The sequence below is a fragment of the Actinomadura keratinilytica genome (assembly GCF_039539665.1).
In the GTDB taxonomy this organism is placed as follows: Bacteria; Actinomycetota; Actinomycetes; order Streptosporangiales; family Streptosporangiaceae; genus Spirillospora; species Spirillospora keratinilytica.
On record NZ_BAABDO010000029.1, the window covers coordinates 1 to 13613 of the forward strand.

The 13613-nt window shown below is 76.0% G+C and carries 13 protein-coding genes; 6 read left to right on the forward strand and 7 right to left on the reverse strand.

The features are described 5' to 3' along the window. Positions 1-1301 (forward strand): thiol reductant ABC exporter subunit CydC (cydC, locus tag ABD879_RS12510; protein WP_345020790.1); only part of this gene is annotated, 1301 nt, incomplete at its 5' end. On the opposite strand, the gene ABD879_RS12515 is transcribed toward cydC, so the two are convergent. The 3 genes from ABD879_RS12515 to ABD879_RS12525 form a co-directional block, all read right to left on the reverse strand. Then, a complete protein-coding gene (locus tag ABD879_RS12515; protein WP_345020791.1) occupies positions 1277-2605 on the reverse strand; it encodes a coiled-coil domain-containing protein in 1329 nt (442 codons plus the stop codon). The two genes, cydC and ABD879_RS12515, sit on opposite strands and share 25 nt — an antisense overlap. Before the next feature lie 101 nt (positions 2606-2706). Next, on the reverse strand, positions 2707-3930 hold the full coding sequence (gene fdhA / locus ABD879_RS12520) for a formaldehyde dehydrogenase, glutathione-independent (protein ID WP_345020792.1): 1224 nt from the start codon (positions 3928-3930) through the stop codon (positions 2707-2709). 86 nt (positions 3931-4016) lie between these two features. Then, positions 4017-5546 carry an MptA/MptB family glycosyltransferase gene (locus ABD879_RS12525; RefSeq protein ID WP_345020794.1) on the reverse strand — a complete coding sequence of 510 codons (1530 nt, stop codon included), beginning with the start codon at positions 5544-5546 and terminating at the stop codon, positions 4017-4019. 170 nt (positions 5547-5716) lie between these two features. Between ABD879_RS12525 and ABD879_RS12530 the strand changes: the two genes are divergently transcribed. Further along, a complete protein-coding gene (locus tag ABD879_RS12530; RefSeq protein WP_345020796.1) occupies positions 5717-5935 on the forward strand; it encodes a hypervirulence associated TUDOR domain-containing protein in 219 nt (72 codons plus the stop codon). A 3-nt stretch (positions 5936-5938) separates the two neighbouring features. Continuing rightward, positions 5939-6274 carry a DUF3140 domain-containing protein gene (locus tag ABD879_RS12535; protein WP_345020798.1) on the forward strand — a complete coding sequence of 112 codons (336 nt, stop codon included), beginning with the start codon at positions 5939-5941 and terminating at the stop codon, positions 6272-6274. 36 nt (positions 6275-6310) lie between these two features. Here the strand turns inward: ABD879_RS12535 and ABD879_RS12540 are convergent, their stop codons facing one another. The 3 genes from ABD879_RS12540 to ABD879_RS12550 form a co-directional block, all read right to left on the reverse strand. Next, positions 6311-7450: an FAD-dependent monooxygenase gene (locus ABD879_RS12540; protein ID WP_345020800.1), complete on the reverse strand. Its 1140-nt coding sequence runs from the start codon at positions 7448-7450 to the stop codon at positions 6311-6313. A 104-nt stretch (positions 7451-7554) separates the two neighbouring features. Further along, the gene (locus ABD879_RS12545; RefSeq protein ID WP_345020803.1) at positions 7555-7746 is read right to left on the reverse strand and encodes a ferredoxin; all 192 of its coding nucleotides are present in this window, start codon (positions 7744-7746) and stop codon (positions 7555-7557) included. After that, positions 7746-8915 (reverse strand): cytochrome P450, encoded by a 1170-nt coding sequence (locus ABD879_RS12550; protein ID WP_345020805.1) that lies wholly within the window; start codon positions 8913-8915, stop codon positions 7746-7748. Before ABD879_RS12550 ends, ABD879_RS12545 begins: the two co-directional genes overlap by 1 nt. Positions 8916-9428: 513 nt before the next feature. Here ABD879_RS12550 and ABD879_RS12555 point away from each other — a divergent pair. From ABD879_RS12555 to ABD879_RS12565, 3 genes are read left to right on the forward strand one after another with little or no spacing between them, the layout of a single operon-like run. Then, a complete protein-coding gene (locus ABD879_RS12555; RefSeq protein ID WP_345020808.1) occupies positions 9429-10472 on the forward strand; it encodes a cytochrome P450 in 1044 nt (347 codons plus the stop codon). A 60-nt stretch (positions 10473-10532) separates the two neighbouring features. Beyond that, positions 10533-11300, forward strand: a complete 768-nt coding sequence (locus ABD879_RS12560) for a class I SAM-dependent methyltransferase (protein ID WP_345020810.1) — start codon at positions 10533-10535, stop codon at positions 11298-11300. Next, positions 11297-12262, forward strand: coding sequence for an aspartyl/asparaginyl beta-hydroxylase domain-containing protein (locus ABD879_RS12565; protein ID WP_345020812.1), 966 nt, complete (start codon positions 11297-11299; stop codon positions 12260-12262). The genes ABD879_RS12560 and ABD879_RS12565 overlap by 4 nt, the downstream gene beginning before the upstream one ends. Before the next feature lie 21 nt (positions 12263-12283). On the opposite strand, the gene ABD879_RS12570 is transcribed toward ABD879_RS12565, so the two are convergent. Beyond that, positions 12284-13588, reverse strand: a complete 1305-nt coding sequence (locus ABD879_RS12570) for an MFS transporter (RefSeq protein ID WP_345020814.1) — start codon at positions 13586-13588, stop codon at positions 12284-12286. Between the last annotated feature and the right edge of the window lie 25 nt (positions 13589-13613).

Below are 13613 nucleotides of genomic sequence, written 5' to 3' on the forward strand. Positions count from 1 at the left end.
GCGCGTTCCTGCTGGCCCCGCCGGCCGCCGCGCTGGTCGCCGGGCTGCTGTCCGCGGGCGTGCTGGTCCCCCTGTGCTCGGTGCTGGTCGCCCGCCGCGCCGCGCACCGCGCCGCCGCCGCCCGGGGGCGCCTCACCACCAGCGTCGTCGACGCCCTGTCCGGAGCCCCCGACCTGATCGCCTTCGGCGCCCGGGACCGCGCGATCGCCTCCCTCGCCGCCGCCGACCGCGACCTCACCCGGCAGACCCGGCGCAACGCGTTCGCGCTGGCGCTGGGCGCCGGGCTCGGGACCGCCGTCACCGGACTGACCGTGTGGGCGGTGCTGCTGCTGGGCGTGGCGGCCGTCGAGGACGGAGACCTGGGCCGGGTCCCGCTGGCCGTGCTCGCCCTCACCGCGCTGGCCGCGTTCGAGGCCGTGGCGCCGCTGCCCGCGGCGGCGGCGCGGCTGGCCGAGACCGGCTCGTCCGCCCGCCGGATCACCCGCGTGCTGGACGCCCCCGACCCCGTGCGCGAGCCGTCCCGCCCGCTGCCGCCGCCCGAACCCCCGGTGACCGTGCGGCTGCGCGGCGTCCGCGTCCGGTACGGGCCGGACGAGCCCTGGGCGCTGGACGGCGTCGACCTCGACCTGGAGCCCGGCCGCCGCGTCGCCCTGGTCGGCCCCAGCGGCGCGGGCAAGAGCACCGTCGCGGCGCTGCTGCTGCGCTTCGTCGACGCCCAGCACGGGCAGGCCACCCTGAACGGCCGCGACCTGGCCGACTACGCCGCCGACGACGTGCGCCGGGTGATCGGCGGCTGCCCGCAGCACCCGCACGTCTTCGACAGCACCCTCCGGGAGAACCTGCGGCTGGCGCGTCCCGGCGCGAGCGACGACGAGCTCGCCGCGGCCGCCGACGCCGCCCGCCTGCTGCCGTGGATCCGCTCCCTGCCCCAGGGCTGGGACACCCCGGTCGGCGTGCACGGCGCCCGCCTGTCCGGCGGCGAACGGCAGCGTCTGGCGCTGGCCCGCGCGCTGCTGGCCGATCCGGCGCTGCTGGTGCTCGACGAACCGACGGCCCACCTGGACCCGGCGGCCCGCGCGGCCCTGACCGCCGACCTGCTGCGCGTCACCCGCGGCCGGACCACCCTGCTGATCACCCACGATCTGACCGGCCTGGACGCCGTGGACGAGATCGTCGTCCTCGACCGGGGGCGGGTCGTGCAGCGCGGCACGCACCGCGAGCTGGTGCGCACCGACGGCCTCTACCGCCGCCTGTGGGCCCGCGGCGGCGCGGAAGGTCAGTCCGCCCCGCCGTCCTCCTGATCGCCGTCGCGGGCGGCGGGCTCGTCGTCCGGGTGCGGGCGCCGGGTGGCCTGGTGGACGCGCACGGCCAACACCGCCCGCGCGAACCGCGCCGCCGTCTCGCCGTCCAGGACGTCGGGCACGCCGTCCAGCCCGATCAGGCCGCCGGGCAGGGCGAGCACCGCGCCCGCCTCGCCGGGCCCGCCGAACCGGACCCCCTGGCCGTCGCCGATGTCCTCCACCGAGGGCAGGTCCAGCGCCGAGCGCAGGGTGTCCTGCAGGGCGCGCAGGGCGGCGGCGTCCCGGTCGGCGCGCTCGACGGCGGCGTCCGCGCGCTGCTCGGCGCGGTCGTCGTGGGCCTGCGCGTCGTCGAGGCGGGCGATGGCGGCGTCGGCGAGCTGCTCGGCGCCGTCGGGGCCGGCGGCCTGCTCGGCGGCGCGGACGGCGGCGGCGTCCAGCTCGACGGTCAGCCGCTGGATGTCGCTCTGCGCGGCGGCCAGCTCGGCCCGCAGGTCCCGCTCGGTCTTGGCGGCCGCCTCGAGCCGGGCGAAGGCGTCGTCGGCCTCGGCGCGCGCGTCCTCCAGCTCGGCGCGCGTCATGGCCAGCGCGCTCTGCTCGGTGGCCAGCTGCGCCAGCAGGTCCTCGCGTTCGCTCTCGAGCTGGGCGCGGGCCTGCCGCTCGGCGTTCCACGCCGCCTCGGCGCGTTTGCGCAGCCCCTCGGCGTGCGCGGCCTCGTTCGCGGCGGCGGCCCGGGCCTGCTGCGCGGCGCCGGCCTCCTTCCACGCGTTGGCCTCGCTGTTCTGGGCGGCGGTGACGCTCGCCTTGGCGGCCGCCATGCCCTGGCGCAGCTCCTCGATCGCGTCGGCGGCCTCCTGCCGGGCCGCCTCGGCGCGCGCCGCGGCCAGCTCGGCGCGGTCGTCGGCCTCGGCGGCCGCCCGCCGGGCGCTGCCCGCCTCGGCCAGCGCCTCCTCCACGCTGCCGATGACACCGCGCACCTCGTCGTCCAGCCGCTCGCCCAGCACGGCGGCGGTGTCGGCGAGCTGGGTCACCAGCGCCGCCAGCCGGTCGACGTCCTGGGCCAGCGCGCGGACCGGCGCGGCCTCGTCGCCGCGGGCCGCCGCCTCCCCGGTGTAGGCGACGCGGTGGGCGTCGCCGCAGAACAGGGCGTCCGGGCCCGCTTCGGCCGGCACCGGCCGTCCGCAGTACACGCAGTGCCGGCCTGCGCGCTCCTCGGGGATCACGCCCGCCGGGGCCGCCTCCGCCGCCAGGTCGGCCTCGTCGACCAGTGCCGCGGCCGGCGGCCTGATGGGCGCCGTGGGTTCCACGTCGCTGGAAGGATGCCCATCCCGGCCGTCTTGATCTCCGTTCACGGGAAGCATCCTAGTAAGACCCGCGGTGTCCGTGTTGCCCGAAGAGCAGGTCGCCGTCAGGCCGCGGCGGCGAGCAGCCCGTGCGGGTCGAGGACGTACTTGCGCGCGGCGCCCCGGTCGAACTCCCGGTACCCCTCGGGCGCCCGGTCCAGCGGTATCACCGTGGCGTTGACGTTCTCGGCGATCGACACGCGGTCGTGCAGGATCGCCGCCATCAGCCGGCGGTGGTAGCGCATCACCGGGCACTGGCCGGTGGCGAACGACAGCGACTTGGCCCAGCCCAGCCCCAGCCGGACCGACAGCGACCCGACCTTGGCGGCCTCGTCGGACGCCCCCGGATCGCCGGTGACGTACAGGCCGGGGACACCCACGGCGCCGCCCGCGCGGACGATCTCCATCAGCGTGTTCAGCACGGCCGCCGGGTGCTCCGCCTGCGCCTCGGCGCCGTGCCCGCGCGCCTCGAACCCGACCGCGTCGACACCGCAGTCCACCTCCGGCGTCCCCAGGATCTGCTCGATCTGGTCCCGCGGATCGCCCCGCGAGACGTCCACCGTCTCGCAGCCGAAGCGGCGCGCCTGGGCGAGCCGCTCCTCGTTCAGATCGCCGACGATGACCGCGGCGGCGCCCAGCAGCAGGGCGGACGTGGCCGCGGCCAGCCCGACCGGCCCGGCGCCGGCGATGTAGACCGTCGAACCGGTGGTGACGCCGGCGGTGACGCAGCCGTGGTAGCCGGTCGGGAAGATGTCCGCCAGCATCGCCAGGTCCAGGATCTTCTCCATGGCCTGGTCCCGGTCGGGGAACCTCAGCAGGTTCCAGTCGGCGTAGGGGACCAGCACGTACTCGGCCTGGCCGCCGACCCACCCGCCCATGTCGACGTACCCGTACGCCGACCCGGGCTGGTCGGGGTTGACGTTGAGGCAGATCCCCGTCTTGCCCTCCTTGCAGTTGCGGCACCTGCCGCAGGAGATGTTGAAGGGCACCGAGCACAGGTCACCGACCTTGATGAACTCCACGTCCGGCCCGGTCTCGACGACCTCGCCGGTGATCTCGTGGCCGAGCACCAGCCCCGCCGGCGCGGTGGTGCGGCCGCGCACCATGTGCTGGTCGCTGCCGCAGATGTTGGTCGCGACGCACTTGACGATCGCCCCGTGCGGCGTCCTGCGGCCCACGTTGGCCGGGTTGACGCCGGGCCCGTCCTTCAGCTCCAACGTCGGGTACTCGGTGGCGTGCACTTCCACCTGACCCGGCTTGGCGTACACGACGCCCTTGTTGCCTGGCATGGCCGTACCCCGATTCTCTCCGCCGCCGGAGGCTCCCGGCATCCGGCGGCGGAAGCCCGGCGGCTCTCATGCCGTCGCCAGGACCCCTACCCCCTGTGCGCCTGCCAACCGCGCGCCCCCGTCCCGGGCACCCGGTCCGCGGGGGCAGGGGTGCGCGGCCTGACGGTGAACAGGCACAAGACCGCCAGGGCGGCCGAGAAGAGCAGGACGGCGACGCGCGCCGCCTCGTACTGGGAGGGCGGGGTGCCGATGCCCGGCAGGAGCACGGCGCTGAGCACCGCGCCGCGCACCACCAGCGCCTCGTCGAAGCGCGTGAGCGGCAGCAGGACCAGCAGCGGCAGGAAGGCCGCGTCGTACCAGGGGTACTGGACGGGCGACATCACCACGCAGGCGATGGCGAACGCGATCAGCGGCCGCGCGTCCAGCGGCAGGTCCCGCCCGGCGGCCGGCGGGGTGTCGCGGTGCAGCCGCCACCAGAGCACGGCGGCGGTCGCCAGGGTGCTCAGCAGGATCGTCGCGCTGTAGACGGTGGGGCGGTCCCGCAGCAGCCCGGGGATCGGCAGGAACAGGTCGCTGTCGTGGGCCATCCGCTGGGTCAGCGACGCGATCGCCGTGCGTCCGGCGGCGAGGTAGCCGATCGCGACGGTGGCGGCGGCGCCGAGCGCCCCGGCCGCCACCGCCCGGGGCCGCCGCAGGCACGCCAGCGCCAGCCCGAGCACCGGGAACAGGAACGTCACCTTGGCGGCGACCGCGGCTCCGGCCAGGGCGCCCGCGGCCAGCCCGCGGCCGAGCTCGGCCCCGCCGGCGCGCACCCGCCCGGCCAGCAGGAGGACGGCGCCGGTCAGCAGCGCCGCCGCCAGCACGTCGACGTGGCCGCTGGCGACCATCCAGAACAGCGCCAGCGGATTGGCCGTCCACAGCACCGCCGCCCGGACGCGGGCGGCGGGCTCGGGGCCGCTGAGCCGGTCGATCATCACCGCGGTCGCCAGGAACGCCACGAGGTGGCCGATCTTCAGCCAGAAGACGATCCAGCCCATGGACGCGCCGCCGAGATGGGCGGCCAGCGCGTGCGCGGCGGTGGCGACCGGCCCGTACACCGTCGGCTGCTTCGCCCATGCCCGGGGCCGCAGCAGCCCCACGGGGTCGCCGGTGCTGCGCAGCTCGTTCGGCGTCGTCACATACGGGTCGAGCCCGAGGTCGGTGATGCGGCCGTAGATGGCGTAGTTGAGGATGTCGATGGAGCCGGACGGCGGCAGCAGGGCGAACAGGACCGCGGTGAGCGCGCCCGCCAGCAGCAGCACCCGGGGGCGGACGCCGCTCCATCCCCGTCTCAGCGCCCACAGCACCAGCACGACACCGAGCCCGGCGCAGAGGGCGGCGCCGCGGCCCATCAAGGTGACCGTGCTCCGGGACGGCTCGGCCGCCCAGTGCAGGAACGGGCCGTCGGGCCCCCAGTGCGCCACCAGCCCGGACGGCCCCGCCGCCATGCCCGCGGCGAACACCGCCGCGCCGATCCCGAGGAGGCCGAGCCCCAGCAACCCGGTGACCCGGCCGCGGCGACCGCCCGCGGCCGCCGCCGCACCGCGGTCGCCGAACCGTCCAGTCAAGATCAACACCTGCGGAACCTTATGAGAACTTCGGGGCTGTTGTAGGGAGTTCACGAAGATATAAGGCCGCCGTCGGCGACCGCTGGCGGCCGCGGCCGCCTGCCCGCCGCCCGGTGCGTTCGCCGCCGACCTGAGGGTATGGGACCCCGGCAGGCGAAACAGGACCGGGGGAGGGCACCATGGCCGAGGACGACCGGCTGCGCAAGGGCGACCGGGTCTCCTGGCGCAGCCACGGCGGCGAGGCCCATGGCGAGGTCGAGCGCGAGATCACCGAACGGACCGAGGCGGCCGGCCGGACGGTCGCGGCGTCGCCGGACGAGCCGCAGTACGAGGTCCGCAGCGACAAGTCCGGCGGCAGGGCCGTGCACAAGCCCGGCGCGCTGGACAAGGAGGACTGAAGCGTGCCGGGCGAGGACGACGAGCAGATCGCCGAGCGGTTCCGCGACCTGGTCAACCTCACCCCCGCCGAGCTGGAGCGCTGGCTGGAGACCGAGGAGTCCAAGGCGGCCGGGCAGCATTCCGGCGGCGGCGAGTCCACGGGCCACGAGTCGGGCCGCCGGATCGTCGCGCTGCTGCGGACGAACACCCGCCGCCTGTCCGCCGACGACCGCGCGCACATGCGCAAGGTCGTCGGCTACATCCGGCGGCACCTGGCGCAGCGCCCCGACGGCGACGTCCGCGACACCCGCTGGCGGCACTCTCTGATGAACTGGGGACACGACCCGCTCAAGACCTGACCGGACGCTCAAGACCTGACCCGACGGCCGCCGCCGTCACGGCCGCCGGCCGAGGACGGGCGCCATGGCGCGCACGGCCGCCGTGCCGGGCGCCAGCCGCACGCCCAGGTTCCGCGCCGCCGCGGCCGGCGGCCACTTCGCCAGGCTCAGCGCCGCCATCCGCGCGGAGCGGCGCGCCACGCGCTGGGTGCGGGGCCTGCGCCGCCGGTCGTAGTCGGCCAGCGCCGAGCCGACGTCGCCGGCCTGGTCGAGGCAGTCGGCCAGCACGACGGCGTCCTCCAGGGCCTGGCAGGCGCCCTGCCCCAGGTTCGGCGTCATCGCGTGGGCCGCGTCGCCGAGCAGGGCGACCCGGCCCTTGGCGTAGCAGGGCAGCGGCGGCAGCGCGTAGATGTCGTGCCGCAGCACGCCGTCCTCCGGCGCGGCGGCGAGCAGCCGCGGAATCGGGTCGGGCCACTGCGCGAACCGGCGCCGCAGCTCCGCGGCCTCCCCGTCCGGGGCGGCCCCGCCCGGCGGCACCGCCGCGGCGGCGAAGCAGTAGGTCCTGCCGCCGGTCATCGCGGCGAAGCCGAACAGTTCGCCGCGTCCCCACGTCTCCCCGCCGCCGGCGACCGGCTCGGGCAGCGGCGGCACGATCATCCGCCAGGCGGTGAACCCCGCGTACCGGGGCGCCCGCGCCTCCGGCCAGTGCAGGCGGCGCACGGAGCTGCGCAGGCCGTCGGCGCCGACCACCAGGTCGGCCCGCAGCTCGCCGGCGCCGTGCTCGACCACCACCGCGTCGCCGTCGGCGCGTATCCCGGTCACGGTGGTGGACGGCAGCAGCGCCTCCCGCGGCAGCGCGTCGGCCAGGACGTCCACCAGGTCGGCGCGGTGCACCATCAGCACCGGGAACCCGTACCGGCGTTCCAGCTCGGCGTTGTCGACCTGCGACAGCCGGCGCCCCGAGCGGTCGCGCAGGCTCCCGGCGCTCTCGACCGCCCCGATGCCGCGGACCCGGTCCGCCAGGTCGAGCGCCGCGAGGGCCCGCAGCGCGTTCGGCCACAGGCTGATCCCGGCGCCGACCTCGGTGAACTGCGCCGCCCGCTCGCAGACCCGCACCCGCCAGCCGCGGCGGCACAGGGCCACCGCCGCCGCCAGCCCGCCGATCCCGCCCCCGACGACCACCGCGCTGCGCGCCATCGCTCCCCTCACCGGAGCCGGCACCGCCGTGCTCCATAGCGCAGACCCCCACGGACGGTCCCATTCTCACCGGGCCCCCGTGCGGGCCGGCCGCGGGGCCCGCGTCAGCCCTCCGCGGCGACCGTGATGGCGCCGACCGGGCACAGCACGGCGGCCTCCCGCACGGCCCGGTCGCCGGTGCGGTCGGGGTCCACCACGACGACGAGGCCGTCGTCGTCGGAGTCGAAGACGTGCGGGGCGGACAGCACGCACTGGCCGGAGCCGATGCACCGGTCGCGGTCGGCGGAGATCGACATCACCACATCACCGGGAGACGGTAGAGGCCGAAGGTGCGGTTGGCGTACTTGAACGGCAGCTCGTCCGCACCGACGGCCAGACGGATGGAGGGGATGCGCTCGAACAGCGTGCGCAGGCCGATCTCCAGTTCGGCCCGGGCCAGGTGCTGCCCGAGGCACTGGTGGAAGCCGTACCCGAACGCCAGATGGTGCCGGGTGCCGCGGCGCACGTCGAACTCGTCGGGCCGCTCGTAGACGCGTTCGTCGCGGTTGGCGGACGCGCCGAGGACGAAGATCGCCTCGCCCGCGCGGACCACCTCGCCGCCGAGCTCGACGTCCTCGGTGGCGACCCGGTCGAAGGCGGCCCAGTCCACGACCGAGTGGAAGCGCAGCAGCTCCTCCACGGCCCCGGGCCACAGCCCGGGGTCGGCGGTGAGCTCGGCGAGCTGCTCGGGATGGCTCAGCAGCGTGAACACGCCGAGCGGAAGCATGTTGGCGGTGGTCTGGTGGCCCGCCACCAGCAGCAGGAACGCGATGCCGACCACCTCGTCGCGCGACAGCTCGCCGGTCGCCAGCCGGGTGGCGACCAGGCGGCCGACGATGCCGTCGCCGCCGCGGCGCGCCGCGCGGTCGACCAGTGCGCCGAGGTAGGTGATCAGCTCGGTGCGGGCGGCGCCCGCCTCCTGTTCGGCGCCCTCGCCGGACGCCTCGGCGATCCGGCGGGTGCACTGGTGGAAGTAGTCGCGGTCCTCGTACGGCACCCCGAGGATCTGGCAGATCATCTGGGCGGCCAGCGGCAGCCCGAACGCGCTGACCAGGTCGGCCCCGTCGGCGCGGAGCATGTCGTCGATCAGCTCGTCGACCACCTGCCGGATCCGCGGCCGCAGCCGCCGGACGCCCTTGACGCTGAAATCGGGGATCACCATCCGGCGGTAGCGGCCGTGCTCGGGCGGATCCATGTCCAGGAACTGGCCGGCCTGCTCGTCGGCCGAGCCGGCGAAACCGGCCAGCGGATGCCCGGGCGTGGTCGGGTCGGTGCTGAAGCGCGGGTCGGTCAGCAGCCGCCGCGCCTCCGCCTGCCGTGTCACCACCCACACCGGGCGGCCCAGGAAGGACACCCGCGCCAGCGGCCCCGCCGCGCGCAGCCGCCGGTATTCCGGCGGCGGCGAAAAAGGGCAGCGCCGCGGCATCGGAAAAACGGGCAGCGAAGAAGAAGGGTCGTTCAAAGCGCGGCTCCCCGAAGAAGTTGTTCCGGATAAGTGCCGGCGGGCCCCGCGTCACTGTAACTCCGGATCCGGAGGGTGTCCACAGCGGTGCGGTGCCGCGGTGCGGGCGCGCCGGGTCCGAGAAAAGGGGGGCGGCCTTGGCAGGTATCGACAATTGACGCTGGATGGCCGCGGATCTTACTCTTGACAAGATCAAATGATCTTGCCAATTGTGAGAGGAGCCTGGTCATGAAGTACCTGTGGTGATGGAAGCGGCCGGGCCCGGATGGTCTCCGGGCCGTCCGGGCCCGGCATTCACCCGTCATTCCGCCGGCGCCGCTTTTTCGGTGCCGGATCGTCTTCTGGTGGTCGCCGATGCCGAGCAAGCCGCTATTCGATCCACGCTCATCCGATTTTCTGGAAGATCCTTATTCGGCCTACGCGGTGCTCAGGGAACGTGACCCGGTGCATTGGTTCGCGCCATTGCGGGCGTGGATGGTGACCCGGTACGCAGACTGCCGGTTCGTACTGCGCGACAGCGGCCTGTTCGCCGCCGACCCGTCCCGGGTGCGGCCGGACGAGCCCGCCCCGCCCGGCGTGCAGGGCATGGACCCGCCGCGCAGCCAGGCGTTCCGCGGCGCGATCGGCCAGGCCCTGCGCGGTGTCGAGAGCGCCGAGGCCGAGACCGCGCTCACCGACCGGGCCGCCGAGCTGCTCGCCGCGCGCGGCGGCGAGCCGTTCGACGCGATCGAGGACTTCATCCGCCCGCTGGTCCTGCGGGCCGTGCATCTGGCGCTGGGCGTGCCCGAACCCGATCCGGCGACCTTCGCGCCCCACCTGGTCGCGCTGGAGCGGCTCATGGACGCCGGGCTGCGGCCGGAGGCGGTGGCGGACACCGCGCCGTCCCGCGAGTACGTCGGGCGGCTCGTCGCCGACTGGTGCGCCGCGCCCGCCGAGGGGTCGCCGCTGCAGTCCTTCGCGCGGTGGTGCGGCGAGGCGGGCGTGTCCGAGGCCGACTTCCAGAGCACGGTGCGGTTCATGGCCCTGTCGACCTCCGGCTCGGTGGCCGCCGCGGTGGGCAACGCGCTGCTGGCCCTGCTGCGCGGCCCGGACGGGCCGGCCGTGCTGGCGCCGCTCGACCGCGCCGGGCTCGACCGCGCCGCCGACGAACTGCTCAGGTACGACGGCCCGGTGCAGGCCGTCACGCGGATCGCCGCGGCGGACCTGACCCTCGGCGGCCGGCAGGTGGCCAGGGGGCAGGAGGTCATCGCCCTCGTCGCCGCGGCCAACCGGGACCCCGAGGCGTTCGAACGGCCGGACGAGATCGTGCTCGACCGCGCCCCCAACCCGCATCTCGCGCTCGGCCGCGGCGCCCACGTCTGCCTCGGCGCCGCCCTGACGCGGCTGGTGTTCCGGGCGGCGTTCACCGCCCTGCTCGCCGTCCGCCCGAAGCTGATGCTGGCCGGCGAACCCGAGCGCGTCCCGGTGGCGACGCTGCGCTCGCTCCGCCGGCTTCCCGTGGCGGACGGCCCCCGGGCATGACCGCCGCGACACTCCACGCCCCCGCTGACCGCGCCGACCCGACCCCCGATGGGAGCATCGATGTCCGCTGAGCCGTACGCGTTCTCCGCCGGCTACTACGAGCTGCTGCGCACCGCCGCCGGGCCCGACGGGTGGCCGCCGGTGGGCTTCTTCGCCGACCTGGTCCCCGAGGGCGCCAACGTGCTGGAGCTGGGACCCGGCACGGGCCGGATCACCCTGGCCGTGGCGGAGCGGGCGGCGAGCGTCTACTGCCTGGAACGGTCCGCGACGATGCGGGCGGTGCTGCTGTCCAAGCTCGCGCAGCGGCCGGACCTGCTGGACAAGGTGACCGTCCTGGACGGCGCCGCCCCGGACTTCAAGCTGAACCGGCGCTTCGACATGGTCTGCTTCGGCGGCGTGCTGGAGCACATCCCCGTCGACGCCCGGCTGCGCCTGTTCACCACGATCCGCGAGCACCTGGTCGACGGCGGCCTGCTCGCCATGGACATGGTCCTGGACGAGCCCGTGCCCGAGTGGGACGAGCACGTGCGCGGCGAGGTGCGCGCGGGCGACTGCCGGTACGAGCTGTCGACCGCCGTCCGCAAACTCGGCCCCGACCTCGGGCGGCTGCGCTACGTCTACCGCACCTACCTCGGCGACGAGCTGATCGCCACCGAGTCGGTGGAGCGCGACCACAACCTGCACCGCAGGGAACCCGTGCTCAAGGACCTGGAGGCGGCCGGGTTCGAGGCGGTGGGCGGCTCGGTGCTGCACGCGCCGACCTACCGTCCCGAAGAGGACGGCAACCCCGGCACGCTGGTGGCCCGCGCCGTTGCGGGGCGGCCGTGACCGGCACGGCGACGGCGGCGCCGGCCGTGACGGCGCTGGACCTGCGCTTCGACGTGGCACCGCTGGCGGCGGAGGTCCGCCGGCTGCGCGAGCGCGCCTGGCGGGCGCAGCGGCCCTACGGCCAGAACGGGCTGATGCCCACGACGGTCGCGGACTGGACGATCCTGCCCCTGCGCAGTCCCGGCGGCGATCCGGCCCGCACCGACCCGGGCGGCGCCGGGCTGCTGCCGTTCGCCGACACCCCGCACGCGGCGGACTGCCCCGCGCTCGGCGCGGTGATGGCGGCCGTCCCGGCGCCCCTGCGGGCGGTGCGGCTGATGGCGCTGGGACCGGGCGCGCAGTCCCCCGAGCACCGCGACTCCAAGATCGGCCTGCCCTACGGGACGCTCCGCCTGCACGTGCCCATCACCACCAACCCCGGCGCGGTGGTGGTCATCGAGGGGGCGGCGCACCACTGGGAGCCGGGGCGGCTCTGGTACGGCGACTTCAACCGCCCCCACCTGGTGCGCAACACCGGCGACGACGCCAGGATCCACCTCGTCCTGGACACGCTCGTCACGCCGGAGCTGCTGCGCCTGTTCCCGGCCGACGTCCGCGACCGGCTGCCGATCGGCGAGGTGCTGTTCGCCCGTCCGCCCGTGCCGCTGCCGGAGCGGGAGCTGGCCGGGCTGCGCCGCCGCTTCATGCTGCCCGCCGCGTTCCGCGACTGGTCCGAGGACGAGGTCTCCTCCGGACCGGACCTGCCCGCGCAGATCGTGATCGTGGACGGCGAACCGGTGCTGGAGGTCGCCGGCGAGCCGGCCTTCGGGCTCGTCCACCTGGGCGCGGGGGAGTTCCGGCTGCGCGGCTGGAGCGAGGAGCGCACGCTGCACATCGCCTCCGACGGCCGCATCCGCATGTGGGTGCGGGCCGGGCGGCGGCTCACCTGCTGGGAGCGGCCCTCCGACCCCTGCGCGCCCTGAACCCGCGGGCCCCGCCCGCCGCTACCGCCGATCACCCTGCCGGCCCTTCCGCCGGTCACCCCGCCGGTCACCCCGCCGGTCGTCCTGCCGGTCGTCCTGCCGGTCGTCGAGGCGGCGCGCGCGGGCGAGCCCGCCGCGCAGCAGCAGCGCGGTCAGCACGATCGCCGCGCCGCACAGCGCGATGGTCCAGCCGACCGGCAGGAATTCCGCGACGGCGCCGGACAGCACCGGCCCCAGGCCCTGGAACGTCATCATCCCGGTCGAGGCCAGCCCGAACGCGTGCCCCCGCGCGCCGTCGGGCACCGCGTCGACGAACCGCCGCTGGATGCCCAGCTCGTAGGCGTACCCGGCCCCGGCGGCGAACTGCAGCACGACCAGGACCGCCAGCGGGACGGGCAGCGCCGGCCCCAGCAGCGGCAGGCCGAGCAGGACCAGCAGCGGCACGACCATGCGCTCGCGCGCCCGCGGCCCCAACCCCCGCCCGGCGGCCAGGTTGCCCACCAGCATCCCCGCGGGCGAGCACGCCAGCAGCAGCGCCCCCGCGCCCTCGGGGAACCCGCGCACCGCCGCGTACGGCACGAGCAGCCCCTCGGCGCCCGAGGCGAACACCAGGGGCAGCCACTGCGCCAGCAGCAGGGCCCGCACGACCGGGTCGGCGAGCAGGTCGCGGCTGCCGGACCAGCTCTCCCGCAGCACGGACCCGGGCATCCCCTCGGCGCGCGGCGCGGCGGGCAGGTCGGGCAGCCGGGCCCGGGTGAGCGCCGCGGCCAGCACGAAGGCGGCCGTCGCGACGAGCAGCGCGGAGCGGGCGCCGAGCGCGGCGATGACGATCCCCCCGAACGCCAGCCCCAGCACCTGCGCGGCCGAGGCCGCGATCAGGGTCAGGGAGCGGCCCAGCACGTAGGCGTCGCCGCTGAGCACCTCGCTGATCAGCCGGTTGAACGCGCCCGACACCACCGGGGTGACCACGGAGACCGCCGCCACCAGCAGCAGGGACACCGCGACCGGTGTGCCCGGCAGCGCCGGAACCGCCGTCGCCGCCGCACCGGCCGCGTACGCGCCGACGACCAGCGGCCGGGGCCGCAGCCGGTCGGCCAGCGCGCCGAGCAGCAGCCCGCCGGCGACCTGCGGCAGCCAGCCGGCCCCGAACGCCAGCCCGGCCAGCAGCGGTGAGCCGGTCCGCCCGTACACCAGCACCGACAGCCCGACCGTCCGCAGCACGCTGCCCGCGATCCACAGGCAGCGCGCCCCGAACAGCACGCGGAAGCGGGGCTCGGCCAGCACGTCCCGGTACGTCGCGCGCGGCGCGTCCTCCAACGACGTCATGCGTCAACTGTGCGGGACTTCGATC